Here is a 24,909-nt window from a genome sequence, read left to right as displayed (position 1 = left end):
CAGGCAAATTGATGCCCTTTTTGCCTTTTGCACAGGCTCCGACATGACCCTTCACTCCACCCCCACCATCACCGAACTCCGCGTCATCCCCGTGGCAGGGCGCGACAGCATGCTGTTGAATCTGAGCGGCGCGCACGGCCCATTCTTCACCCGCAACCTGCTGGTCCTGACCGACAGCGCCGGCCGCACCGGCGTGGGCGAAGTACCTGGGGGCGAAAAAATCCGCCAAACCCTGGCAGACGCCCGCGAACTGGTCGTGGGCCAGGCGTTGGGCTCACAGCAACGCGTGCTGCAGGAGGTCCAGCAGCGCTTCGCCGACCGAGACAGCGGGGGCCGCGGCCTGCAGACCTTCGACCTGCGCACCACCATCCATGCCGTCACCGCCATCGAATCGGCGTTGCTGGACCTGCTGGGCCAACACCTGGGTGTGCCGGTGGCGGCCCTGCTGGGCGAAGGCCAACAACGCCAGGAAGTCGAGATGCTGGGCTATCTGTTCTATGTGGGTGACCGCCGCCAGACCGATCTGCCCTACCAGAGCGAGCCAGGCGCACCCGATGCCTGGTCGCGCCTGCGTCACGAAAAAGCCCTGAACCCTGAAGCCATCGTTCGACTGGCCGAGGCCGCACGCGAGCGCTACGGCTTCAATGACTTCAAGCTCAAGGGTGGCGTGCTGCGGGCCGATGAAGAGGTGGAGGCCGTGCGCGCCCTGCACGAACGCTTCCCCGAAGCACGGGTCACCCTGGACCCGAACGGGGGCTGGCTGCTGAAAGATGCGATCCGCCTCATGCGCGACATGCGAGGGGTCGTGGCCTACGCCGAAGACCCCTGCGGTGCTGAGGAAGGCTTCTCGGGCCGCGAGGTGATGGCCGAGTTCCGCCGCGCCACTGGCCTGCCGACCGCCACCAACATGATCGCCACCGATTGGCGCCAACTGAGCCACGCCCTGGCCCTTCAATCAGTCGACATCCCGCTGGCCGACCCCCACTTCTGGACCATGGCGGGCAGCGTGCGGGTGGCCCAGACCTGCCGCGACTGGGGCTTGACCTGGGGTTCACACTCCAACAACCACTTCGATGTGTCGCTGGCCATGTTCACCCACGTGGGTGCCGCCGCCCCCGGCAAGGTCACCGCCATCGACACCCATTGGATCTGGCAGGACGGCCAACGCCTTACCCGCGACCCCTTGCAGATCGTGGACGGCAAGGTGCAGGTCCCACAAAAGCCGGGCCTGGGCGTCGAGCTGGACATGGCCGAGGTCGAGAAGGCCCATCAGCTGTATCTGCAGCACGGCCTGGGCTCACGCGATGACGCCGTGGCCATGCAGTACCTGATCCCGGGCTGGCAATTCAACCCCAAGCGTCCGGCACTGGACCGCTGAGGCAACAAGACGGCAAACCCCATGCCACATGGCAAGGGGCAGTCGTGCTAGATTGCAACGGGCTGTTGCAGACCCACCCACTTCTGGTGGATCCAACGGCCCGACCCCACAGGAGACCCACCATGCGTACTCGCCATCTGCTGAAAAGCGCCGCCTTGACCGTCGGACTGACCCTGGCCCTCGGAGGGTGCAGCGCACTCTCCATGGGCAACAGCAACACCGTGGTATTGGTGGGCAACCTCAGCGGCGCCAGCGAGGTGCCCCCGGTCAACACCGCAGGCTCCGGCACCGTAGAGGCCCGCTTTGACAAAACCACCCAGGTGCTGAGCTGGAAGGTCAGCTTCACGGGTCTCAGTGGACCCGCCACAGCGGCTCACTTCCATGGACCGGCCGCCCCCGGCAGCAATGCAGGCGTGGTCATCCCCTTCAGCGGCAGCACCAGCCCCATCGAAGGCAGCGCCACCCTGACCCCAGCGCAAGCCGCCGACCTGCTGGCAGGCAAGTGGTATGCCAACGTTCACACTGCGGCCAACAAGGGGGGCGAGGTGCGCGCCCAGATCAGCGTTCGCTGAAGCAACGCGCAGGCTGAAGTCGGCGGTGGCAGGGTCGGGCCTGCGTATGATGGTCACTCGTCCTGACCCGGAACCTTGCCATGCTCGACTCGCTGCCCAGTTTCTTCATCCAATGGGCCATCACTTCGCTCTCGCTCTGGGTAGCCAGCCATGTGTTCAAAGGCCTGCGCTTTGCCGACACCGGTTCGCTGGTCGTGGCTGCGCTGCTGCTGGGCTTTGCCAATGCCGTGGTGCGGCCAATGCTGTTCGTGCTCACCCTGCCGCTCACGGTGCTCACTCTGGGCATCTTTGTGCTGGTGCTCAACGCCTTGATGCTGATGCTGGTCTCTGCGCTGGTGAAGGGTTTTCAGCTCTCAGGCTTCTGGACGGCGTTCTTTGCCAGCATGTTCATCGGCGTGCTGAGTTTTTTGCTCAGCATGGTGCTGGCCGGCGGCGACTGGTCGTGGCAGGCGCCCGTGCCCATGCCGGCACCGGGCTCCGGCCAATGGCTTTGAGCAGGTTCGGCCAAAGCGGGTTCAAGCGCCCATGAACCCGAGATTGGGTGTGCTGAAGTTCGAGAGATTCGGCATCACGCTGGTCAGGTCCGTGGCCGACACACCGAACCAGGTGGCCAGCGTCGCGCCGTATTGATCGACCGACAAGCCGGGCAGCAGACGCCCCTGGCCAACATCGTCCGGCCCGCCATTGGCCACCACCGGCGGGGTACCCACAAATGAGCGCCCGTTCACGGCATCGCCCACCACCCAATGCATGCTGCCCCAGCCATGGTCGCTGCCATCGTTGTTGCCCACCAAGGTTCGGCCGAAATCTGAAGCCGTGAAAGCCGTCACCTGCCGGGAAACGCCCAGCTCCACCGTCGCCTGGTGGAACGCTCCGAGCGCGTCGCCCAGGGTCTTCATCAAGCCCGGGTGCTGGGTGACCAGGCCATCGTGAGTGTCAAATCCGCCAAGAGAGACAAAAAAGACCTGCCGCCTGGCGCCCAGGCTGGAGCGCGCCGCCACCATGCGCGCCACCAGCTTGAGCTGATCGGCCAGGCTGTTGCCCGTGGGAAAGGGGGTGCTCAAGGTGACGCCCGCCAAAGCAGAGCTCAGTTGGCTGTTGGCCGCAATCGAGCGCGATGCCACACGGGCGTATTCGTTTTCAAACAGGTGAACCCGGTTCGCCGTCATGAGTTGCTGCAGCGTGCGTGAGCAGGTGGCCGACCCAAACAAGGGCGACTGCACGCCGTTCACGGCCACCGAACCACTGCTGGACACCTGGTACTGCACCGCACTGTGGCCGGAAAGGTAGACCGCATTGCCCCCCACGCCGATGCAGGTGAACGTGGCATTGCCATTGCCCGAAGCAAACAGGTCGCCCAAGCGCCCACCCCAACCCGAGGCCGCCCCTTCGGGTGACGACGACTGCCAGAAAGACTGCTGATCGTTGTGCGAAAACAGCTTGGGCGGCAAAGGCACCGAGCCCGCCTGATATTGGGCTTTGCTGGTGGGCTGGATCAGGCTGCCCACATTGAGCAGCACCGACATCTTCCCGGCGTGGAACAGGGGCACCAGTGGATCCAGGCCAGGTGCCAGCGCATATTCGCGCCCACCAGGCAAAGGAGTGGTCGGGTTCAACACCAAGGGGGTCAGACTGTCCCGGGCAATGGCCAGAGGTGCCCGATACTGCAGCATGGCGTTGTAGCTGGTCGGGTCGTAGGTGACCAGCGTGTTGGCATAGTCGTTGCCGCCATACAGAAACACGCAGACCAGTGCCTTGTAATCGGTCGCCGTGGCGGCAGCGGCCTCGCCCATCGCGGCCAGGCTCATGGCAAATGGCGTGGCACCTGCTGCCACCGACAAGGCGGCGCCACGCTGCAGAAAGGCCCGGCGGGATGCATTGTCCGGCGCCAGCTGAGGGAAGTGGTTCATGGCCATCCTGCCTTATTTCTGCACAATGAATTCGGGGGACGCCAAGACCAAGGTCAGGGCGGCCTGGATACGCCGGAGGGCGTTCGGCTGGTTGCTGGAGGGCAGGGTGGTGACCGCCGCCTGGATCAGATTCAGTGTCTGCGCCGACAGCTGTCCGCCGGCCAGCACCCGGTTGATTTCGGCCAACAGGGCGGCCGCATCGGCAGCCAGTGGCAGCAGGCTGCTGTAATCGGGGGTCAGATCCCCCGCCCCGCTGCCAGTCACCATGCGTTGCATGTAGTTGACGTAACCCGCCACAGACGATTCGTTGGCGATCTGAAACTCAGGCCCCACCAAACCCTGACTGGCCAGTGCCGTGCCAGGGGGCACGTAGCCGGGCCGAAAGAAATTGAACACCGACCCCGAGCGCATCGGGCTCTGGCCCAGGCGGGTGGCCGGATCGGACAAATCCCCCACCGCCCAGGTGTCCGTGGCCGAACTGGCCCGATAGGCCCGGGCCCAGGCCAGAAAACGCATCACAGGCTCCCGCAACTTGCCATAGGTAGGCAGGGCCGCCGTGGTGGCACTGCGCGCCTCGGTGTCTAGCAAGATGGCCTTGAGCACGGCCTGCAGGTCGCCGCGCACCCCGGCCCCGTTGTTGGCAAACACCGCGCTGACGCGGGCCACATAGGCCGGGCTGGGGTTGCTGGTGACGAAGCGCTGGATCAGTTGTCGGCTGATGAAGGGTGGCAGGTTCGGGTGCTGGAACAAGGTGTCCAGCGCCTGATTCAGGGCCTCCATCGCAGGCGTGCCCGCGGCAATGGTCTTGCCCAGAAAGGTCTTGCTGCCAGTCTCGTATTGCGAGGCCACCGACACCAGGGGCCGCTGCTGAAATTCGGCGGGGTAGGGGCTGCTCAGGCCCGCCACATCCACGTTCCAACCCGTGAACACCCGGGCCAGACCGCTGACATCGGCCTGGGTGTAGGTCTCGAGGGCCGTTCCGTTGGCGCGTGTTTTCACCGTACCGTCGGCATTGAGCTGCACCAAGCCGATGGTGAACAGTTGCATCAACTCGCGGGCATAGTTCTCGTCGGGCTCGCTGCCAGTCTTGGGGTTGGCCTTGGCGCTGCCGCGAAAGGTCAGGTAGTAAGCCATGGCGGGGCTCAGCGAAATGTCCTGCAACAACTTGCGGTAGTTGCCAAAGGCATTGGCCTCCAGCAAGTCCAGATAGTGGCCCACCGCGTACTGACGCCACGAGGCATTCACCCCCAGCACCGACACCACACAGATCTCGGACAAGGCCAGCACCATTCGCTGCCGCAAGGGATCCCCCGAACTGATCAGCTTGCGCCAGATCGTATTGTCCAGCCCAGCCGTACTGAAGATATTGCTTGCGGCGTTGTAGCCACGTGCGTTCAGCCAATCGCAGTGGCTTTGGCTGCGCGGTAGCGCAAACTGCTTGTTCAACCACGCGCTGTAGCCGGTGCTGGCCACCGCCGACAAGTCTGCCGCGGTATAGCCTGGAGTGGCCTGGGTCAGAAACCGGGCGGCTTCGGCCATTGTCGGTAGAACCTGCGTGGCCAGGGGCGCCACGCCCTCACGCGATCCCAGTGTGGCGTCGGCGCTTTCACCGCCGCCGCCGCAGGCCGCCAGGCTGCCCAGCAAACCCAAGCCGGCCAAGCCCTGAGCCCCTTGCACCAGGTCCAGCCCGGCCGGCAGCGAAGGCTCTGGATCCGCCAGATCAGGCCAGCATTCAGAGCCCTTCAGCACATCATGATCGAACACGGACATGGCGCTCCTTGTGGCATTGTTGATACCCCAGGCGCTCCAGTCCAGCACATCGGGGATGCATGCAGCCCACGGGCTGTCAAATCGATTGAGCACCGCTTATCGGCGAAATAATGCCTCACGTTTTGATACAAAGAGGACACATAGCCAGTATTTATGTTTCTTGTTGTATCCAGCACGAGCACTTTCAGCGATTCGAGATCCGCCTCCGAACCCAATTGGCTTTTTTGATAAAACAACGGCCTTCACGCCACAGCACGCCACGCGCCATGCCTGCCCTACTGCTCAACCCCGACGCGACCGCCCAGGCCCTGCCTTATCCCACCCTGGCCTTGGCCATCGAGGCCTTGCTGCGGGACCCCACGGTGCAGGTTCCTGCCCGCATCGTGCAGCCCCTGCCCTCAGGGGGCTCGCTTTTCGTGATGCCGGCCTGCGATGCCCGACTGGCCATCACCAAGCTCATCACCTTTGTGGCCGACAACTCGGCACGTGGGCTGCCTGCCATCCAGGGGGACATCGTGGTGTTCGACAGTGTCAATGGCCGTCGCATGGCCTTGCTTGATGGGCCCACCGTTACGGCCCGCCGCACCGCGGCCGTGTCGCTGCTGGCCGCACAGAAATTGGCTCCAAACCTGCAGGGCCCCTTGCTGATCGTGGGTGCCGGGGTTCAGGGGCGGGCCCATCTGGAAGCCTTTCACAGCGGCCTGGGCGTGCGCGAGGTGTGGGTCAATTCGCGCAGCAAAGCCAGCGCACACGCCTTGATCGTGCACGCCCAAGCCCTGGGACTGCGGGCCCACCACGCACCGGACGCAGATGCCGCCCTGGCCCACTGCCCCTTGGTGGTCAGCTGCACACCGGCCCAGCAAGTGGCGCTGAGCGCCATGCCGCGCCAGGATGCCTTTGTAGCGGCGGTCGGGGCGTTCACCCCCCGGATGGTTGAATGGCGGGCCGATGTCTGCCGGAACCTGGCGGCCATTGGCACCATGGTGGTCGACACCCGCGATGCCGACCATGAAGCCGGCGACCTGCTGCAGGCGGGCATCGACGTCACTCAACTGCCCACACTGGCCGATCTGATCCTGAATCGACCAGCCTGGGCGGGCAGGGCAGTGCAGCAGGGTGGCCCGGTCTTCTTCAAGAGTTGCGGCTGGGCCGGGTGGGACCTGGCGGCTGCGCGCTGTGTGATGCAGGCCAGCGGCCCCGTCACCCAAGCCAGTTGATGGCCACCGCCATGGCCTCATCGGGCAGCGCAAGACACAAAGTCTCGCGCCTTTTTCGCGCGCCGATACCGGCAGCGCTTGCGTTCTGCGCTAACCCGCCATCACCACGCCGTATGCTTGGCAGTCCTGCCAGGCAGGCTCGCAGTGCAGCACGGGACCGAGCCGCCTGGGGGCGCACCCCCACAACACACCCGCATCGCAAGGATTGTTTTTCATGATTCAACGTTTTGACGTCGGCGCTCGCCTGTCCGATATGGCCATCCACAATGGCACCGTGTACCTGGCCGGCCAGATACCCGAAGACGCCAGCCTCGACATCCAGGGCCAGACCGCCCAGGTGCTGGCTGCGGTGGACGCCCTGCTGGAGCGCGCCGGCACCGACAAGAGCCGCATCCTGATGGCCCAGATCTTCTTGCCCGATCTGAACGACTTTGCCGGCATGAACGCCGTCTGGGACGCCTGGGTGCCTGCCGGCAACGCCCCGCCGCGCGCCACCGTGCAGGCCGCATTGGCTGGCCCCGGTTGGCGCATCGAGATGGTGGTCACCGCTGCCTTGCCCTGATTCGGCCCGGGCTTCAGCGCCGGTCTCCGATCTCCCACGGGTCGTGCGCGATCCTGAACAGGCACTTAGGCCCGAAAGTGATCACAAAACACAGTCGGCGATAACCTGGGGTGATTGATAAAGTGATGTGCATCAAAGCGCAACACCCCATCCCAGGAGACATCGCATGAAACTGGTCACGCTCAATGCCCTGGTGGCAGCCATCGAAGAGGGCAGCCTGCGCAGCGCAGCCCGGCGTGCTGGCGTGTCGCAGCCGGCGCTCACCAAAATGATCCGCGAGTTGGAGATCGAACTCGCGACCACACTGCTGACCCGCAGTTCGCGGGGGGTCACACCGACTGCCCAAGGCAAGGTCTTGTACGAACGCGCGGTGAAGGCGCAACGCGAATTGCGCTCGGCGGTCGACGAAATCAACCAGATGGACGGGCGCCTGATCGGCGAGTTGCGCGTGGGTGCCGTGCCTTTGGCGGTGATGCTCCTGGTTCCCGAAACCCTGCGCACCTTCGTGCAGGAGTTCCCCGACATCCGCCTGCGCGTGGCTGAAGAGCTGTATGTCGCCCAATTGCACAAGCTGCGCTCGGGCGAGGTCGACATCACCATCGGTGGCATTCCCGATGACCTGGCCACGGGCGAGTTCTTTGTCGAACCCCTGATCAAGACCACCATGGTGGCCACGGTGCGCAAGGGCAGCCCCTGGCTCAAGGCCAAGGAACTGGCCGACCTGCAAACGGCCCGCTGGGTGTACACCGGCTCCAACAGCGAATCGGGCTACGCCAAACTGTTCTTTGAGCACCACGGCCTGACCGCGCCGAAGATCGGTGCCATCGTCAACTCGACCCTGGCGCTGCTGTCGCTGGTGGCCTCGGGCGACTACGTGGCCCTGATGCCGATCCAGATTGCCCGCCTGCCCATCGTGGCCCAGTTCGTGTCCATCATCGAACTGGCCGAGGTGGGCTACGAGCTCCAGGTCGGTGCCATCCTGCGCAGCGATTCGGTGCCGTCGCCCGTGCTGCGCCACTTCATCGCCCACCTGCACCGGGCGGCCCACCACGTGAATCGAGGCGACACCCCCTTATCCGACCCCCGCTATAACCTCACGTGATCACGATGCCCGTGGCGGCATCTTTGCAGTCTGCTTGACCTTGCGCAAACTCCGGCCCCAGAGAAGTGGGCAACCCGCTTTTCCGGATTCGACAAGGTTCAACAGGAGACAGACTTGAATAAAACCACCGCCCCTCAATCCCGGCCTGCAGGCGAGCAGGCCTCCCTTCGGCAGGTCACCCGCGGCCTCGCGCTGGGCACGCTGGCACTGGCTGCCGCGGGCGCACAGGCGCAAAGCAGCAGCGTCAGCATCTACGGCAGCATCGACCAGTACTTCAACCACATGAGCAGTTCCAGCGGTGCGCACGTCAATGCCCTGCAAGACGGCAAGGACCTGCGCAGCCGACTGGGTTTCCGGGGCAACGAAGACCTGGGTGCCGGTCTGCAGGCCCGGTTCCAACTCGAGCTGGGCCTGAGCACCAACACCGGCGCCACGGCTGATGCCAGTCGCGCCTTCGACCGCCAGAGCTGGGTCGGCTTGTCACAAGAAGGGCTTGGCGAGTTGCGCATCGGTCGGCAAAACTCGGCGCCCTTCACCCGTGGCGACTACACCGACTTCACCGCCCGCACCCTGGGCTCGGTCATCAACAACTTCGGCGTGCCTGCCCGCTTTGACAACGATGTGGCCTACATCTCGCCGCGCTGGGCCGGAGTGCAGGTCGAGGCGCATTTCGCCCAGCAACAGGCCAGCACATCGGGCACCCAGGTCAGCACCCCCATCGTGCAACTGGCCGCCGATTACCTCAACGGCCCGGTGCGCGTGGGCTACGCCGGCCTGAGCGCCAAGGCGCCGCAGAAATCGGTCATCGATGCGGCGGTGTTCTATCACTATCTGTATGCCAACTACGACTATGGCAAGGGTAAGGTGTATGCGGCCTATGTGCGCTCGAACAACATCGCGTCGAACGCCAACGGCAACGATGCCGGCAGCGTGCTAGGCAACACGGGCGGCGTGGTGACCTGGACCTCAACCTCGGTCAACCGCACCTACGACATCTTTCAGCTCTCGGCCGACTACCGCGTGACCGATGCACTGCGTGTGGGGGCGTTGTGGGGCCGCATCAACGACCAATCCGGTGCCGGACACAACGCCAGTGGCGGCGCCGTGGGTGCGTACTACTCGCTGTCCAAGCGCACCACCTTGTCGGCCTCGTACGAAACCCTGCGCAACAGCAGCGCGGCGGGCTTCCGGCCGGCGGGTTCGGCCGCTCTGGGCACCAACTTCGCCGGCACCGATGTCAACGGCCGCACCATCAACGGCCTGCAACTCGGTGTGCTGCACCGCTTCTGAAGCCCGCACCCGAGCTTCCTCCGGGGACCTGACTCAGCATCAGGCTTGACGGGTGCAGGGCCAGGCTCTGCACCCTTTTTTTCGATGCCAGCCCACGCCTGGCAGCAGGAGACCACATGACCCAACTTCAAGCCGGCGTGCAACGCCGCCAACTCATCGCCGCCGCCGTTGGCGCCAGCACACTGGGCAGCCTCAGCCGTTTTGCGCTGGCCCAGGATTTTCCGAACCGGCCCGTGCGCATCATCACGCCGTTCCCGGTGGGCAGCGGCCCTGAAGGCGTGGCTCGACTGGTAGCCGACAAACTCTCGCGCGCCTGGGGCAAGGGCGTGCTGGTCGAGAACAAACCTGGTGGCAACGGCTTTGTCGCCATCGATGCCTTCAAGCGCGGCGCCACCGATGGCCACGACCTGATCCAGCTCGACAACGTGCACCTGAGCGTCTACCCGCACCTGATGAAAAAGCTGCCTTACGACCCAGCCCGCGACTTCGAGCCGCTGGCACCCTTGTTCAAGGCCTATTTCCTCGTGGCCGTGGCCAAGAACAGCCCCTACAAAGACATCAAGGACCTGCTGGCCGACGCCAAAGCCCGCCCCGGCCAGCTCAACTACGGATCCTGGTCGGTTGGCAATCCGGTCCACCTGGGCTCGGCCCGGTTGGCCTCGGCCTTGGGGGTGGAAATGCAGCACCTGATCTTCAAGGAAACCACCCAGCTCTACACCTCCGTGGCCAACGGCGACCTGTCTTTCGCCCTCGGCTCCAGTGGCAGCACGGGCCCCCTGTACCGGGCCGGCAAGCTGCGCTACCTGGCCGTGGTGGCCAGCAAGCGCCTGAGCGCCTTGCCCGACGTGCCCACGCTGGCCGAGGCCGGCGGCCCCAAAGACCTCGAAGTGACGGGCTGGACCACCTTGGCCACGCCGCCCGGCCTGCCCAGGCCCTGGGTCGACCGCCTGCGTGCCGACCTGCAAAAAGCCCTGGCCGAACCCGACATGCTGGAGAAGTTCACCGCCTTCGGCTATGAACCCTTCAACCTGCAGGGTCCGGCCTTCAGCAAGTTCATTGCCGAGGAGTCGCGCGTCATGGCCGAAGTGATCCGCAACACGCGCTCCTCGCTGGACTGAGCGAGCGTTGGGCCCGGACCGGGCCCTTCAACACACCAGGCCGAAAGGCCCGCGGGCGGCAGGGCAGCAGGGCAGCAGGCCCGCACTCAGGAGCCAAGCAGGTATTCGCGCACCAGCCCCCGGGCCCGATGCAGGCGGCTTTTGACGGCGCCAGTCGGCTCCCCCAGACGTGCTGCGATTTCGGCGATCGTCAACTCCTCAAAATCACGCAGCAACACCACTTCAAGGTAATGCGCCGGCAGTGACTCAAGCGCCTTGGCGAGGTCCAGCCGCAACACGTCGTCACTGCGTGCCGCCAGTTGACGCTCGGTCAGCTCGTCGTCCAGGCTGTCATACCTGAAGACCAGGCGCTCCAACCGGCGGCACTCACGCCGGATCATCACGAACAACCATGAAGAAAAGGCCGCGACCACCTTGAGGCCTTGCACCTTTTGCATGACCGTGAGCAAAGACGCCTGCACCGCGTCATCCACATCGCTGGCCTGGCAGTGCCGGCGGGCGTATCGGCGGGCATCGGCCTGGCACACGGCCAACAAGCGGGCCAAGGCAGCGGGGTCGCCCGTCTGGGCCGCCTGGATGAGCTGAGATTGATCGGCCGGGAACCCCATGTTCAGTGCCCTTTGTGAAGCTTTCTGCCCACCATCGCGCACATGGGGCAAAAGCCTACCAGGCCGGTGAGCGACAGCACGGCACCCATGGCCCCGGCCCCCATGGCCAATGGCGAACCCCAGTTCAGAACGGTGAAAACCACCGCCCCCAGCCCCACGGCCACTCGAACAACGCGCTCCCAGGTGGGAACATTCTTGACATACACCATGACGAACTCCGGTAAAGATTGATGTGAGGACCATCCTCCCTGGTGAAGAGGCGCCATCCAGTCAAAACGGTTCGCGTGGGGCTGCCTATTTCTCAGTAGGCACCCGCAACCTGCACAGGCATCCGGGGCGCGCTGAGCCACCATTCAACAATACCCAGTCAAAGGTTCACAGGTTCGGCACCGGCACGCCTCATTCACCGACCGGGTGCATCGGTATCCGGGACGTCTGGCGAACGGATCAGGTTCGCGGCCGCCTGGGCCTGAGCGCCCACGTGCCGGGTGTAGCCCATCACGGTGGCGACGCTGCGGTGGCTGGTCATGGCCATGGTCTGGGCCAGCGGGATGCCCTGGGCACCGGCCTCGGTCACAAAGCCTGAGCGCAGTGAATGGGCCGAAAAGTCGCCTTCGATGCCCGCCAGCAGGCAACGTGCCTTCACGATGTCGCGCACGGCGGCGGGCGACAGGGCAGGGCCCAGGTGCCCGCCCTTGAGCACCCGCCGGAAGATCAGTCCCTCGCGGATGCCGGCCTGGGCCAGCCAGGCCTCCAACGCCTGGGCGGCCACCCCCTGGATCGGCTTGTAGTTTTCGGGGCGGTCGATACCGGATTGGTTCGACTTGGAATGGGCCAGTTTGTAGACAAAATCCTGCGCACCCACGCGCTTGAGAAACTTCATGTCGGCGCCCGCCACCTCAGAACGCCGACGCCCGCCACTGGCCCAGGCAAACAGCAGCAGCGCGCGGTCACGGCAACCCTTGAGCGAGTCGTCACAGGTGTCCAGCAAGGCCTGCAAGGGGTCTTTGGTCAGCGCGTCCTTTTTGTTGGGCAACTCGCCCCGCTTGGCAAAGGCCCGCCGGGTGCGCGACAGCAACTGGCGCACCTGTGGATCTTCACAGGGGTTGCTGGCCCCGGCCAGCTGATGGGTTTTGGACAGCACCGCCGCCCGATGCACGATCCAGTTCAGTGACATCGGGCCTGGCCTGGCCTTGAAGCCTGCGGCCACCAAATCGGCATCGAGGCTCTCAGGCAGTTCGTGGGCCAGACCATCGGCCGTGGTGCGCTGGGCATGGTCCACGATGAATTGCAGTACCGCGCTGGGCGGCACCGGCAGTTCGATCTTCTGGCCATACCGCACCAGAAACCAGGCGGCCCAGTACCGGAGCGCCGACCGGTAACTGCGCAAGGTGTTTTCGGAATCGCCTTCGTGGATCAGTTCGTCCACGGCTTTCTGGCTGTGTGCGCTCAATTCACTGGGCTTGAGGGCCCCCGAGACTTGGCGAAGCATGAGGTTCATGGACATTCCATCTATTACAAATCACACGTACACAGTATGATTACACACTTATATTTGCATTTAATCACGATAAACATCATTTATCGCCTGTTATTTTAACATCGGAACCGACCCATGCAAACCCGTTCTTCTCGTGGCGTACAACAGCACCAGGTCGATGGCGCCGCCGACGAACTGCTGGCCCAGGGCCAGCGGCCCACCATCGAAAAAGTGCGCCTGCACCTGGGCCATGGTTCACCAAACACCATTGCCCCCATGCTGGAGATCTGGTTTGCCGGTCTTGGCAAACGGGTGCGCGGATTGGCTGGGTCCCAAGGTTGGGGCGACCAGTTGCCCGACTGGCTGTTGCAGGCTGCAGAAACCCTGTGGACCAAGGCGCAGGCAGAAGCCTCTGCCCAGGCCGATACCGCCCTGCAAGCCGAGCGCGAAGCCCTGAAGCAACGCGAAGCCGACCTCAGCGAGCAGGCCCAGGCCCTGACCCAACGCGAAGCCGTGATGCAGGCCCGCCTGCAAGCCCAGGAGCAAGCGCTTGGCGAAGCGCGGGCACAGAACAGCACCCTGCAGCAAAGGTTGGAGCAGGCCGAACTGGAGGCCCAAGGCCAGCACCAGCACCTGCTGGGCCTGCAAGAAGACCTGCGCTTGCTGCGCGAACGGCGTCACGCCGACGAAGACCGTCACCAGGCTGAACTGAAAACCCTGAATGACGACCGCCGAAAAACCGAAGAACGTGCCGACAGTGCAGCCACCCGTGCCGGTCTCGAAATCGACCGCGCCCGCCAGGAGGCCAAGACGGAACGTGCCACTCGCCAACGCCTTGAAAAGCTGCTCGAAGAGCAACGTGAAGCCCATCAGGCCGCGCTGGCCCAGGCGCAACAACAGGCATCCGAATTGCAACAAGGCCTGGGGGTGGCCAACGCGCAACTGAAATTGGCGCAAGACCTGCTGACCCAGCAACAGACCGAACTGCAACAGTTGCGCGAGCAGTGGGCTGCCGCATCGCTCAAGACGGCTGCAGCCAAGGCACCGAACGTTGGCCACCCGGCAACGCCGCCGACCAAAGAAGCCAAACGCCCCGCCCTGCGTTCGGCAGCCCGTCCCGGCGGCGGCGGCGTGCGGGTACGCCGCCGCCCGTGATGGCTGGGCAAAATTGAAATATCAACTCGTATATCCATTCAAATATTCATTCAAATATCTATTCATTCATCTATTCACATGAGCACTCGAATCCAGTAAGCTCCAAGCCGTGAACAGCACCACCAGCCCATTGACCGAGCAGGCACGCCATTGCCTTCGGCAAGGCGCTCAGACCGCCAGATCACTCATGCAGGCTCTGCAAGCCAGCCAGCCCACCGTGTCACGCACCCTGAAGGCGCTGGGCAATGAAGTTGTGACCATCGGGGCCGCCCGATCTATTCAATACGCGTTGCGTGACGCCTCGCGCAGTGCACTGCAGGCACCGGTGTACAGCGTCTCGCCGGCGGGGCAGGTCCTCAGCCAGGGCCTGCTGATCCCCGTGCACGCCAACGCCTATGTGATGCGGCCCCCCGATGCTCCGGCCACCTTCAGCGACAGCCTGCCCTGGTGGGTGTTCGACATGCGCCCCCAGGGCTATCTGGGCCGCGCCTACAACCAGCGCCATGGTGCCCAGTTGGGCCTGCCCGAACGCCTGCCGGACTGGGCCGACACCGACATCCTGCGGGCCCTGCTGCTGCAAGGCAGCGACCTGCCTGGCAACTTGCTTCTGGGCAGCGATGCACTGAAGCAATTCATCAACGCCCCAGCCCCGGAAGCCATCCCCCTGGCCACCAAGCCCCTGCAATACGCCAGCCGCGCCGCCGCCGCCGCCCAGGGCGAGCTACCGGGCTCCTCCGCCGGTGGGGAGCAACCCAAGTTCACGGCGTATGCCGAGCTTGCTGCGCCAGACGGCGCAACGGCGTCCGCGCACGTCATCGTCAAGTTCAGTGCCCCGGTGCCGGGCGCCGTCAGCCAGCGTTGGCGCGACCTGCTGTGGGCCGAATACCTGGCGCTGCAGGTACTGCGCGAGCACGGCATACCCGCCGCGGCCTGCGCTGTACTGGACCATGGCGAACAACGCTTTCTGGAGGTGCAACGCTTTGACCGGGTTGGCGCCCGGGGCCGCCACGCCCTGTACTCTCTGGCAGCCCTGGATGCCGAATTTGCTGGCCGCCCAGGCCGCTGGCCCGACATGACCCGAGCCCTGGCCCGTGAAGGGGTGGTTGAGGCCGCGGCGGTGCAGGGGGCCGAGTTGCTCTGGGCCTTCGGCACGCTGATCGGCAACACCGACATGCACGCCGGCAACCTCTCCTTCATGTCCGATACCGGCCGCCCCTACACCCTGGCACCGGCCTACGACATGACCCCCATGGCCTTCGCCCCCACCACCGGAGGCGACCTGCCGCAACGGCCCTTGAACCTGCACATTGCCGATCAGGTCAGCGCCCGTGCCTGGCAACAGGCCCTGCCGCTGGCTGAGTCCTTTGTGCAAGGCCTGGCACGGGCCCCGCTGAGCGCCTCGTTTGCCCCCTGCCTGGCAACCCTGCAAGCCCACGTCGCCCTGGCCCGCACGCGCATCGCGCACCTCGCGTGAGCGCGTGGCGCCCAGCGACAGGAGCGGAACCACCTGCAGGCACACGCCCAGCAACTCGCCAATAATGCGGGTTCCAAGAACAAAGCGCCGAGACAAGACATGCCCCTGCACACGTTCGACAAACGCCGCTGGTCCGAGGCCCAGCAGACCTACCTGGAAGAGCCCCTGGCAGCGGTGCCCGACGAGCAGATCCGCCAATCCAGCCGCGGCCGACCCTGGCATGGGCTGTCGGTGTGGCATCAGGTGGCCGACGCCTCGGACCTCTACATCCCGCCGGCTGGCAAGCACTGCATCATTGTGCGCAACGGACCACCCACCCGACTGCTGCAGCAGCACGGCAGCCTGAATTCAGACGCCGAATGGCGTACCGGCGAAGTGCTGCTCCTGCCGGCCGACACGCCCAGCTACTGGCAATCCGAGCTGCCCCGCGACAACCTGCACCTGGACCTGTCTCCCCAATGGCTGGAGCGGGTTCATGGCGCGCCATTGGGCGCTGGCGCGCTGCGCAGCTGCTTTGGCGTGCAAGATCGCCTGCTGGCCGACATCACCCGCACACTGATCACCTCGCTGGCCGACAATTCCTCGCTGCAGCCGCGCTTTGCCGAAGGCATGGCCATGAGCGTGGCCGTGCACCTGCTCGAACACTACCGAACCCCCACCAGCCAGGCACCCCGCCCCAGCAGCCTCACACGGCGCCAGCTGCAGACCGTGGCCGAATTGGTGCACAGCCACCTGCACCGCGCCGTGACCCTGCAGGAGATGGCCGACGCCTGCCAGCTCAGCCCCTATCACTTCAGCCGCTGCTTCAAGTTCAGCACCGGCCTCACGCCTCATCGCTACGTCCTGCAATGCAAGATGGAGCGCGCCCTGGATCGCCTGCGTCACAGCCGCAAGTCCATTGCCGACATCGCGACCGAGCTGGGCTTTGCCACCGCTTCACATTTCAGCAAGCGCTTTGCGAACCATTGGGGCCAGACCCCAAGTGCCCTGCGCAAGGCCCACTGACCCGCCCAGCCCGGCCCCACACCGCAAGAAAGCGACAACACCCGCAATTTCACGCCAGCCCCTGGCAGCACACTGAGCGTCAAACTCCGCCCGGCCAAGCCTCACGGCTCCGGCAAGGGCTGTGTACCGCCGCCACACCATGGGGACAACCGTGAACAGCAAACGCAACTTCCTTCTCTCGGCCATCGCTTCAGCGCTGGCCCCCAGCGCCTGGTCACAGGCCAACACCAGCCACAACAGCACCACCACCTGGGTGCCCAACCATGCCGTCACCTGGGTCGTGCCCTACCCGGCTGGCGGCTTCGGCGACGCCCTGTCACGCGTCCTGGCACAGCAACTCACGCTCAGCCTCAAGCAGCCGGTCATCGTCGAGAACAAGCCGGGTGCAGGCGGGCAGATCGCAGCGGCCTACGTCAAGCAGTTGCCCGCAGACGGCCACACCCTGTTCTATGGCGACATCGGCCCCTTCGCCATGAACGCCGCCCTCTACCCACGGCTGAACTACGACGTCCAGAAAGACTTCATTCCCCTGACCCGCCTGCTCACCTCGGCCCTGGTGCTGGTGGTGCCCGCCAACAGCCCGATCAAGTCGCTGGCCGACCTGCAGCTGGCCGCCAAGGCCGACAAGCCGCTGCATTACGGGTCTTTTGGCATCGGTAGCCAGCCCCACATCTGGATGGAGATGTACCGTCGCGAGACCGGCGGCAATCTGGAGCACGTGGCTTACAAAGGCGCCGCCCCGGCCCTGCAGGACCTGATGGGCGGCCACATCGACCTGATGCTGGACGTCGCCGCCAACAGCCTGCCTTATGTGCGCGAGGGCAAGCTGCGCGCTCTGGCGGTGGTGGGCAGCGACAAGCGCCTGCGCCAACTGCCCCAGGTCCCTACCTTGGCCGAACTGGGCCTGGGCAAGCTCAATGCCCCGGGCTGGACAGGTGTGGTGGTGCGCCAGGGCACGCCAGCCCCCGTGGTGGCGCAACTTCATGCGGCCGTCGTCAAGGCCGTCCAATCACCCGAGGTGATGGAGCGCTTTGGCGACTTCGCGGTCACCCCCGCACCTCTGAGCCCCGCCGAGTACGCCCGATTCATCCAGTCCGAAACCGAACGCTGGGGCCAGGTCATCAAGGCCGTGGGCGTGACGCTGGACTGAGCCCGTGCCAGCACTGTCCATGACAGGCATCGACTTGTTTGACCTCAGCCAGCGCACCGTGCTGATCACCGGCGCCACCGGCGGACTGGGCCAGGCCCTGGCCTGGGCCATGGCCCGCCAGCGGGCTCGGGTTCTGGTGAGCGACCGCGACGCCACGGCCTGCGGCGACCTCTGCCAGGCCCTCGTCGCGGCCGGCCACAGCGCCGCCGCCCTGCCCTGCGACCTGTCCGATCCGGCCCAGGTGCAGGCATTGATCCACGCCGCCCCCACGCCCTTCGGTGCGCCCCAGGTGCTGGTGGCCAATGCCGGCTTGCAAGGGCCGGCCGGCCCACTGCACCAAGTCAGCGATGCTGACTGGGCCCAGGTGATGGCCGTCAACCTGAAAAGCGTGCACCAGTTGTGCGCCGGCCTGCTGCCCGGCATGGCCGCCACCGGCCAGGGCAGCATCGTGCTGATGTCCAGCATTGCCGGCCTGCGTGGCAATGCCCACATCGGCCTGTATGGCCTGAGCAAGGCCGCCCTGGCCCAGATGGCACGCAACCTGGCCGTCGAATGGGGGCCCCAGGGGGTGCGAGTGAATGCCATCTCACCCGGCCTGATCCGCACCCCGCTGGCCACCGGGTTGCTGGCCAACGACGACTTCATGCGCCGTCGCCTGGCCCAGACCCCCTTGCGCCGCGTGGGCGAGCCCCACGAAGTGGCCGGCCTGGCCGTGCTGCTGGCCAGCGCCGCTGGCGCCTTCATCACCGGCCAGAACCTGGTGGTCGATGGCGGCACCACCATCTCTGACGGCCACTGAAGCCGCCCACATCCCTCACCGCCCCGACCCGGAGCCCTTGATGAAATTCGCCACCCTCGCCCACCCCGAAGGCCACCTCGACGGCCGCCTGATCCTGGTCTCGCGCCCGCTGCAACAGGGCGTCGACGCCAGCGACATCGCCCCCAGCCTGCTGCACGCCGTGCAGCACTGGGCCCAGGTGGCACCTGCGCTGCAGCAACGCTACGACGCCCTGAACGCCGGCCAACTGCCCGGCGCCTTCAGCTTGGACACAGCCAGCCTCCAGGCCCCGCTGCCGCGCAGCCCGCAATGGTGCGACGCATCGGCCTTCCTGAACCATGGCCGCCTCATGGAACGCGCCTTCAACACCGCGCCCATCCCCGATTTCGACACCCTCCCCGTGATGTACCAGGGCGCCAGCGACGATTTTCTGGGCCCCCAGGCCGACGTGCCACTGCCCAGCGAGGCCGATGGCATCGACTTCGAAGGCGAGTTTGGCGTAGTGCTTGACGAGGTGCCCATGGCCACCCCGCCCGAACAGGCCCTGGCCCATGTGCGCCTGCTGGTGCAGATCAACGATTGGAGCCTGCGCGCCTTGGGCCCGCGCGAAATGCGCAGCGGTTTCGGCTTTCTGCAGGCCAAGCCCTCCAGCAGCTTCGCCCCCGTGGCCATCACGCCCGACGAACTGGGCGAGCACTGGCGCGACGGGCGCGTGCAGTTGCCGCTGCAGGTGCACTGGAACGGCCAATGGTTCGGCCACCCGCACGGCGGCGAGATGAACTTCGGTTTCCACCAACTGATCGCCCATGCGGCCCGCACACGCCGCCTGAGCGCAGGCACGATCATCGGCTCGGGCACCGTCTCCAACAGTGCGCGCGAGGTCGGCTCCAGTTGCATCGCCGAACGCCGAGTCATCGAGATGCTGGACCACGGCGGCCCACGCACCGCCTTCATGCAGTTTGGCGACCGCGTGCGCATGGAGGCGCGCTGGCCCGGGATTCAGGGCGATGGTCAGCCAGGGCCGTTCGGGGTGATTGAGCAGCGGGTGGTGGCCAGCGCAAGCGTGGAATAGCGGGCCGAGCGCAAAACCTCCTGCTCCAGTGAAAGAAGCGCACTGCTCAAAACCTGAAGGAGTTCACCGCCTGAGCCAATTCATCGGATTGCAAACGCAAGCTTTCTGCAGCAGCGGCCGATCGCTCTGTCAATGCCGCATTCTGCTGGGTCCACTGATCCAGTTCATTGACCGACGCCGAGACAGCCGCGATGCCCTTCGACTGCTCCTGGGCCGATTCGCCGATCTCGTGGATCAGGTCCACCGCCCGCTGCACCTCGTTGGCGATGTTGCCCACCTGCTGCCCCGCCTCGGTCACCAAGCTGGCCCCAGCCTCAACGGTCTCTGCGCTGTTCACGGTCAGTGACTTGATCTCTTTCGCGGCCTCGGCCGAGCGCTAAGCCAGGGTGCGAACCTCGGTCGCCACCGCAGCGAAACCTCGCCCCTGTCAACCCGCTCTGTCGGCTCCCAGTGCGGCAATCAGGGCCAGGATATAGGTCTGGAAGGCGATGCTATCAATCACCCCGATGATGTCGCCGATCCTGGCCCTGCTGCGCGGGATTTCAGCCGTGGTGTCTGTCACCCACTGCATCACCTCGGTGCCACCAGTGGCCGACCTGCTGACCGCCGTGGCCAGCCCGATCGCGAGGCGTGCGGTCTCGGTATTGTGATCAATCAGCCGACTCATCTGCGCCATGGCCAAGGCCGTGCGCTGCAGATTGCCCGCCTGATGCTCCGTGCGGCTGGAAAGGTCGGTGTTGCCGCTGGCGATCTCCTGTGCAAGCTGGTGCTCGACCGGCTCGGAAATCCAACTCTGGCTCAAAGCTGTGCGGCCATCCAGCTGATGTGTGCAACAGCGCGCCCCCGCACGGGCGGAAGGCCCTCCCCGCCTCACACGACCTCAGGCCACCTATGGGTGAGTTACGGCTGTGGCGGGTCTGGCGGGCTGTCCTCGTTGAAAGCCCCTGATTTGGTATAGAGCTCAACCTGAGGCCTGCCGGAACTGGACGATTTGGTGGTGTAGCATCGATAAACTTCTATCGAAATTCAAGGACTCGAAGCGATGTCGGCAATCGGACAGATATTGAAACTTGCTACGGCTGCTGGCACGCTTCGAGCAGGCAAAGTTGTTCTTGGCTTGGCCAGAATGCACTGGCGGTATTTTGTGCTCGGCCGTGGTCGCGGGCTGGCAAAAGCCTTGCCTCTGAGTACACCGATGAAAATACATGTCGACCCTGCCAGTGGATGCAATTTCAAATGCTTTTTTTGCCCACAAGCAGAACCAGAATCATTGAAGGCAGCAGGCGTTGAATCTGGGGTGATGAAGCTGGACCTATTTAAAAAGCTGATTAACGATCTGCAGGAATTCCCGCAGAGGGTTGATGAATTAGTTTTGGGCAATTACGGCGAACCACTACTGAACAAGAAAATATCCGAAATGATCGATTACGCGGTCAATTCGAAACGCGTGCGAGAAGTTTCGCTGATTACAAACGCAGCCTTACTCAATGAAGAGCGGGGCGAGAAGATTGCTGCAGCAGGCTTGAACAAAATTCGAATTTCCATCGAGGCTTTATCAGACAAAGGTTATCTAGAAACCACCGATGTCGCGATTTCATTTAAAGACATCATCTCAAACATCACGAAATTCCGTTCTGCGGTGAATCGCCACGGCAATAAAACATTTATTTACGTGAAGATCATCGACATTGGAATGTCCGATCAGGATAAACATGAGTTTTTCCGAATCTTCACGCCGATTGCGGATTCCGTGGCCATTGAAAACCTGATGCCTGTCACAGAAAAATCCGTTCAATTCATTGGTATGACACCCAAAGGCATGACGGGCGTCAGCCTGTCTGAGGGCAGGTCGGTATGCCCGTCACCTTTCTACTCGCTCTCCATCCACATGAATGGAGACGTAGGCGTTTGCTGCTCGGACTGGCATCACAAAACAAACGTAGGCTCTATCAAAGAGATGAGCGTGCAAGAAATTTGGAATGGACCCAATTTAAAAAAATTCCGCTTGGCGCAGCTAGCTCATTCCTGGCGGAGTTTAGACGCCTGTGCTGGGTGTGTCATGGTGAATCACTATCCCGTTTACGAGGATCTTGATCAGCATCGCGCTGTCTTGCAGAAAAAATACCAATGACGAGGTTGACCTCTATCCTTCTTGTTTTTTAAGGGGGCAGCCAACGAAGCCGGTAGATTTACAGTGAATATGGATGCTATCCGATCTCGGCGGTCTGTCGCGTTTCATTGCCCATGATCGCAGGGCGCGCTTTTCGAGCCTGTCGTCTTGAGCGTGGTGAAACTGCGCCTCTTGTTGGCATCAAGAGTCGAGTCGCTGGACAGTGTCCGGTTGCACCGAGCTCTCCATCGCAACCTACCGCAGCGACCTTGGCTTTGCAACTTGCGGGCCCAGTGGTGGGCACCACCGCTCAGACCCGGCGCGAGCCGCTGGATAATGAGCATGAACTGAAAGATCTGGTGCTGCCCAAGGTGGCGCTGAGCTTCATGTCGGCCAGCATGAACCATGGGGTTGACACAGTACCCGCTGAACCTGCGCGTGCCAGGCATTGCCAACCAGATCACTGGCGGCCGCGGGCGTTTTAAGTCAGTGCTGCAAAAGGCGAGAGACGAGGGCTGGACAGTGCCCCAACGGGGCATGTGTTACGCCCAGAGCCTGGGCTTTCCCCCCGGGGGGCACTGCCAGCAAGGTGACTGACGAGCTCCAGCTTTGGAACGCCGAAGGTGGTGGGGACGGCTTTGTGGTGCTGCCGACCAGCATGCCCCTGGGGGCCGATGATTTACTGGCTTAGGTGGTACCCCGGCTGCAGGACCAGGCAACTTTCGGCACGCGCTACCCGGGCCGAACGCTGCGCGACACCCTGGGCCTGGCTGTGCCACCCAACTCGTTTGCCATGAAGCAGATCTGATCGCCACGTTCAACCAGGGCACGTCACATGTGTCTTGGGCCAGAAGCATTGGCGGCATCTGGGGTCTGACGCAAGGCACCAAGCACCACGGTGCAGCAAACCCACGAGGGTGATCCAGTCCGAACACACGGCGCTCGTGGGGTATCAACAAGCCATCTTGGTTTCCCAAAAATCCTGAAACTAATTCATGGATGAGCACCTTTTGCGAAAGCCAGCGCGGAAGTTCAACTCAAGCTGCAGGCCACCCCCTCTTGCTCGAGCAGAAAAACGTTCACCCGTAGGCTCAAGCGCCGCCGCGATTCTCCCCCAGCCTCAGAATCAGAACGGCACGTCGTCGTCGGTGGCCAGGCTCGTTGCCGGGGCCGCCGAGGGCACCTGGCCTCGCTCGGCGGCGTCGCGCTGGGGTTCGCCCAACTCTTTTTCGAGCGCTTTCTCGACCGCATCGATGCGGGCCTGGCATATCTTGAATGCGCTCACCGACTCTTCCACGATCTGAAGCAGGTCGTCGATGTTGGGTTCGCGCTGTTCGCGCAGAGTCTGGGCGTGGCGTTGCAGAACGCCATAGGATTCCTTGAAGCTGTGTTTCATGGCTTGAGCAGGGTTGCGGCGCGCTGGCCGTCGTGAAATTGAAGCGTCACCTCGGCCGCAGTGGTCGAGGCGCTGGTGATGGGTTCGCCCGAGTCGGTGCGCACCAGGGCAAAGCCCCGGCCCAGGGTCTTGCCGGGGCCTTGGCCGGCGATCTCGCGCATCAGGCTTTCGCTGCCCTGGCGTGCCTGGGCCACGGCCTGGCGCGCCAGCGCGCCGATATCGCCCAGGCTGCGGCTGAGGTGGTCCTGCTGTTGGCGCAGGTCGGCCCTGGCCTGGCTGCGGATGGCCTCCAGGTCGCTGCTCACCTGCAGGCGGGCCGTGCGCAGCATCTGGCGCGCCTCGGCGCGGATCTCTCCGATCAGCGCAGGTGTCTCGCGCTGGGCCGACTGCAGTTGGGCCCGCGCCAGTTGCTGCACCTCGCCCAGGCGGCTTTGGGCCGAATCGGTGGCCTGGCGCACGGTGACCACCGCGTGCAACCGAACATCCGTCATGGCCTGGCCAGCGCCGGCCTTGGCCAGCGCCACCTGGCCCAGCGCCCCCGCATGCACCTGGGCCCTCAGCTGCGTCGCTTGCAGGCGGGCCTGCTCCACGCTGCGGCGCGCCTGGCTGGCAATGCCGTCGAACAGGGCGCGAGCCTGGTGAGCCCGTTCGCGAATCACCTGCTCGATGCCGGCAATCACCTTCGAGGGGGTGTCAAACCGCTGGTGGGCCACCTCATCGAGCACGGTGTTGTCGCGCTCGTGGCCAATGCCGGTGAACACCGGCACCGGCAGTTCGCACAGGGTGCGCGCCAGTGCGTAGTCGTTCAACCACGCCATGTCATTGACGGCCCCACCGCCCCGGATCAACACCACGGCATCGGGCAGCCAGGGGTGATTGGCGCGGATCTGCTCCAACGCAGCAAGCAACTCCAGCCGGATCTCGGCTGATGCCCCCTCGCCCTGAAAGCGGCTGTACACGTAGACGAAGCGGCACAGGCCATGGCGCTCCAGCCGGCTGGCCTCGGCCTGGAAGTCGCCCAGACCCGCGCCGCCTTCGGGCGCCACCACCAACACATGATTGAAGTCCCAGGGCGGAGGCAGTTCGCGGTTCAGCGCGAACAGGCCCTCGCGGCGCAAGCGCTCGCGGATCTCGCGTTTGCTGGCCTCCAGATCACCCAGGGTGTAGTTGGGGTCGATCTCGTCGACTTCCAAAGAAAACCCATACTGCGCCTTGTACACGGGCCGGGCACGCACCAGCAGCTTGAGCCCTGCCGCCAGCTCCACCCCCGTGGCCTGCTGAAAAGCCGGCAGGATGCGCTGGGCGACACTGGACCAGATCACGGCATGGGCCTTGGCCACCGTGTTGCCGCTCAGGTCACGCTCCGAGACTTCGAGGTAGACATGGTTGCGCGCCCGCACATCGACCACCTCGACCGTGGTCCACACACCTTCGCGAAAGGCATCGGACACCGCCACGGCCACGCCGCCCAGCAGACGCGACAACGAAATTCCCTTGGCATCGGCCGGGGCCAGGGCACCGGCACTGCCGCTGAAGGGCTCGGTCAATGCCGTGCCGGCGGCACGGGCTACCGCCCCCGCGCTGGCCACCGGCTCCAGCGCCAGCCCCTGGGGTAGCCAGCGCGCAAAAGGCCCCAGGTCCAGCCCGGCCGGCACCCGCCATTGCCGCCGCGCCGGGTCCCAGCGGGCACCCAGGGCCTTGACTTGGTCCTTGTCGGCGTAAGTGGTGACGAGGTAGGTGTCGCTCATGGCCGCAATGGTAC

The 24,909-nt window shown here is 64.5% G+C and carries 25 protein-coding genes; 16 read left to right on the top strand and 9 right to left on the bottom strand.

Going from position 1 to position 24,909, the window contains the following annotated elements; genetic code table 11:
• Positions 1 to 43 precede the first annotated feature (43 nt).
• The 3 genes from gudD to AC3WUT_RS03610 all read left to right on the top strand — a co-directional run bounded on the left by gudD (position 44) and on the right by AC3WUT_RS03610 (position 2,444).
• Positions 44 to 1,378 carry a glucarate dehydratase gene (gene gudD / locus AC3WUT_RS03620; RefSeq protein ID WP_492345714.1) on the top strand — a complete coding sequence of 445 codons (1,335 nt, stop codon included), beginning with the start codon at positions 44 to 46 and terminating at the stop codon, positions 1,376 to 1,378.
• A gap of 122 nt (positions 1,379 to 1,500) precedes the next feature.
• Positions 1,501 to 1,950: a CHRD domain-containing protein gene (locus AC3WUT_RS03615; RefSeq protein ID WP_492345713.1), complete on the top strand. Its 450-nt coding sequence runs from the start codon at positions 1,501 to 1,503 to the stop codon at positions 1,948 to 1,950.
• A gap of 80 nt (positions 1,951 to 2,030) precedes the next feature.
• The gene (locus AC3WUT_RS03610; RefSeq protein ID WP_492345712.1) at positions 2,031 to 2,444 is read left to right on the top strand and encodes a phage holin family protein; all 414 of its coding nucleotides are present in this window, start codon (positions 2,031 to 2,033) and stop codon (positions 2,442 to 2,444) included.
• A 21-nt stretch (positions 2,445 to 2,465) separates the two neighbouring features.
• Here AC3WUT_RS03610 and AC3WUT_RS03605 read toward each other — a convergent pair whose 3' ends face one another.
• Together AC3WUT_RS03605 and AC3WUT_RS03600 are read right to left on the bottom strand one after the other, a co-directional pair.
• On the bottom strand, positions 2,466 to 3,860 hold the full coding sequence (locus tag AC3WUT_RS03605) for a DUF1501 domain-containing protein (protein WP_492345711.1): 1,395 nt from the start codon (positions 3,858 to 3,860) through the stop codon (positions 2,466 to 2,468).
• A gap of 12 nt (positions 3,861 to 3,872) precedes the next feature.
• Positions 3,873 to 5,630 carry a DUF1800 domain-containing protein gene (locus tag AC3WUT_RS03600; RefSeq protein WP_492345710.1) on the bottom strand — a complete coding sequence of 586 codons (1,758 nt, stop codon included), beginning with the start codon at positions 5,628 to 5,630 and terminating at the stop codon, positions 3,873 to 3,875.
• 266 nt (positions 5,631 to 5,896) lie between these two features.
• Here AC3WUT_RS03600 and AC3WUT_RS03595 point away from each other — a divergent pair, with 266 nt between their 5' ends.
• The 5 genes from AC3WUT_RS03595 (at position 5,897) to AC3WUT_RS03575 (ending at position 10,919) form a co-directional block, all read left to right on the top strand.
• Positions 5,897 to 6,847: a delta(1)-pyrroline-2-carboxylate reductase family protein gene (locus AC3WUT_RS03595; protein WP_492345709.1), complete on the top strand. Its 951-nt coding sequence runs from the start codon at positions 5,897 to 5,899 to the stop codon at positions 6,845 to 6,847.
• Positions 6,848 to 7,061: 214 nt separating this feature from the next.
• The gene (locus AC3WUT_RS03590) at positions 7,062 to 7,409 is read left to right on the top strand and encodes a RidA family protein (RefSeq protein ID WP_492345708.1); all 348 of its coding nucleotides are present in this window, start codon (positions 7,062 to 7,064) and stop codon (positions 7,407 to 7,409) included.
• Between the two features lie 166 nt (positions 7,410 to 7,575).
• Positions 7,576 to 8,511: a LysR family transcriptional regulator gene (locus AC3WUT_RS03585; RefSeq protein WP_492345707.1), complete on the top strand. Its 936-nt coding sequence runs from the start codon at positions 7,576 to 7,578 to the stop codon at positions 8,509 to 8,511.
• A gap of 114 nt (positions 8,512 to 8,625) precedes the next feature.
• Entirely contained in the window at positions 8,626 to 9,801 is a 1,176-nt protein-coding gene (locus tag AC3WUT_RS03580) for a porin (RefSeq protein WP_492345706.1), read from the top strand.
• A gap of 116 nt (positions 9,802 to 9,917) precedes the next feature.
• The gene (locus AC3WUT_RS03575; RefSeq protein ID WP_492345705.1) at positions 9,918 to 10,919 is read left to right on the top strand and encodes a Bug family tripartite tricarboxylate transporter substrate binding protein; all 1,002 of its coding nucleotides are present in this window, start codon (positions 9,918 to 9,920) and stop codon (positions 10,917 to 10,919) included.
• An 86-nt stretch (positions 10,920 to 11,005) separates the two neighbouring features.
• On the opposite strand, the gene AC3WUT_RS03570 is transcribed toward AC3WUT_RS03575, so the two are convergent.
• The 3 genes from AC3WUT_RS03570 to AC3WUT_RS03560 all read right to left on the bottom strand — a co-directional run bounded on the left by AC3WUT_RS03570 (position 11,006) and on the right by AC3WUT_RS03560 (position 13,034).
• On the bottom strand, positions 11,006 to 11,527 hold the full coding sequence (locus AC3WUT_RS03570) for an RNA polymerase sigma factor (protein ID WP_492345704.1): 522 nt from the start codon (positions 11,525 to 11,527) through the stop codon (positions 11,006 to 11,008).
• 2 nt (positions 11,528 to 11,529) lie between these two features.
• Positions 11,530 to 11,736: a YgaP family membrane protein gene (locus tag AC3WUT_RS03565; protein WP_492345703.1), complete on the bottom strand. Its 207-nt coding sequence runs from the start codon at positions 11,734 to 11,736 to the stop codon at positions 11,530 to 11,532.
• 194 nt (positions 11,737 to 11,930) lie between these two features.
• Positions 11,931 to 13,034 carry a site-specific integrase gene (locus AC3WUT_RS03560; protein WP_492345702.1) on the bottom strand — a complete coding sequence of 368 codons (1,104 nt, stop codon included), beginning with the start codon at positions 13,032 to 13,034 and terminating at the stop codon, positions 11,931 to 11,933.
• 108 nt (positions 13,035 to 13,142) lie between these two features.
• On the opposite strand from AC3WUT_RS03560, the gene AC3WUT_RS03555 reads away from it, so the two are divergent.
• The 6 genes from AC3WUT_RS03555 (at position 13,143) to AC3WUT_RS03530 (ending at position 19,641) form a co-directional block, all read left to right on the top strand.
• Positions 13,143 to 14,162 carry a DNA-binding protein gene (locus tag AC3WUT_RS03555; RefSeq protein WP_492345701.1) on the top strand — a complete coding sequence of 340 codons (1,020 nt, stop codon included), beginning with the start codon at positions 13,143 to 13,145 and terminating at the stop codon, positions 14,160 to 14,162.
• A gap of 109 nt (positions 14,163 to 14,271) precedes the next feature.
• On the top strand, positions 14,272 to 15,636 hold the full coding sequence (yjjJ, locus tag AC3WUT_RS03550) for a type II toxin-antitoxin system HipA family toxin YjjJ (RefSeq protein ID WP_492345700.1): 1,365 nt from the start codon (positions 14,272 to 14,274) through the stop codon (positions 15,634 to 15,636).
• Positions 15,637 to 15,735: 99 nt separating this feature from the next.
• On the top strand, positions 15,736 to 16,641 hold the full coding sequence (locus AC3WUT_RS03545; RefSeq protein ID WP_492345699.1) for a helix-turn-helix domain-containing protein: 906 nt from the start codon (positions 15,736 to 15,738) through the stop codon (positions 16,639 to 16,641).
• 151 nt (positions 16,642 to 16,792) lie between these two features.
• Positions 16,793 to 17,791 carry a Bug family tripartite tricarboxylate transporter substrate binding protein gene (locus AC3WUT_RS03540; RefSeq protein WP_492345698.1) on the top strand — a complete coding sequence of 333 codons (999 nt, stop codon included), beginning with the start codon at positions 16,793 to 16,795 and terminating at the stop codon, positions 17,789 to 17,791.
• Between the two features lie 19 nt (positions 17,792 to 17,810).
• Positions 17,811 to 18,590: an SDR family NAD(P)-dependent oxidoreductase gene (locus tag AC3WUT_RS03535; protein WP_492345697.1), complete on the top strand. Its 780-nt coding sequence runs from the start codon at positions 17,811 to 17,813 to the stop codon at positions 18,588 to 18,590.
• 40 nt (positions 18,591 to 18,630) lie between these two features.
• On the top strand, positions 18,631 to 19,641 hold the full coding sequence (locus tag AC3WUT_RS03530; protein WP_492345696.1) for a fumarylacetoacetate hydrolase family protein: 1,011 nt from the start codon (positions 18,631 to 18,633) through the stop codon (positions 19,639 to 19,641).
• A 46-nt stretch (positions 19,642 to 19,687) separates the two neighbouring features.
• Here AC3WUT_RS03530 and AC3WUT_RS03525 read toward each other — a convergent pair whose 3' ends face one another.
• Together AC3WUT_RS03525 and AC3WUT_RS03520 are read right to left on the bottom strand one after the other, a co-directional pair.
• A complete protein-coding gene (locus tag AC3WUT_RS03525; protein ID WP_492345695.1) occupies positions 19,688 to 19,978 on the bottom strand; it encodes a hypothetical protein in 291 nt (96 codons plus the stop codon).
• Positions 19,979 to 20,068: 90 nt separating this feature from the next.
• Positions 20,069 to 20,443, bottom strand: a complete 375-nt coding sequence (locus AC3WUT_RS03520) for a methyl-accepting chemotaxis protein (RefSeq protein ID WP_492345694.1) — start codon at positions 20,441 to 20,443, stop codon at positions 20,069 to 20,071.
• Positions 20,444 to 20,683: 240 nt separating this feature from the next.
• On the opposite strand from AC3WUT_RS03520, the gene AC3WUT_RS03515 reads away from it, so the two are divergent.
• On the top strand, positions 20,684 to 21,772 hold the full coding sequence (locus AC3WUT_RS03515) for a radical SAM/SPASM domain-containing protein (protein ID WP_492345693.1): 1,089 nt from the start codon (positions 20,684 to 20,686) through the stop codon (positions 21,770 to 21,772).
• Between the two features lie 384 nt (positions 21,773 to 22,156).
• Positions 22,157 to 22,348 (top strand): hypothetical protein, encoded by a 192-nt coding sequence (locus tag AC3WUT_RS03510; protein ID WP_492345692.1) that lies wholly within the window; start codon positions 22,157 to 22,159, stop codon positions 22,346 to 22,348.
• Positions 22,349 to 22,877: 529 nt separating this feature from the next.
• Here AC3WUT_RS03510 and xseB read toward each other — a convergent pair.
• Both xseB and xseA read right to left on the bottom strand, forming a co-directional pair.
• A complete protein-coding gene (gene xseB, locus AC3WUT_RS03505) occupies positions 22,878 to 23,147 on the bottom strand; it encodes an exodeoxyribonuclease VII small subunit (protein WP_492345691.1) in 270 nt (89 codons plus the stop codon).
• Positions 23,144 to 24,895: an exodeoxyribonuclease VII large subunit gene (gene xseA / locus AC3WUT_RS03500; RefSeq protein ID WP_492345690.1), complete on the bottom strand. Its 1,752-nt coding sequence runs from the start codon at positions 24,893 to 24,895 to the stop codon at positions 23,144 to 23,146. The genes xseB and xseA overlap by 4 nt, the downstream gene beginning before the upstream one ends.
• Between the last annotated feature and the right edge of the window lie 14 nt (positions 24,896 to 24,909).

Source organism: Curvibacter sp. EU05-FHT14A10, from assembly GCF_058791075.1.
The sequence above is the reverse complement of the archived record's forward strand: the minus strand, read 5'-3'. Positions and strand labels throughout refer to the sequence as shown.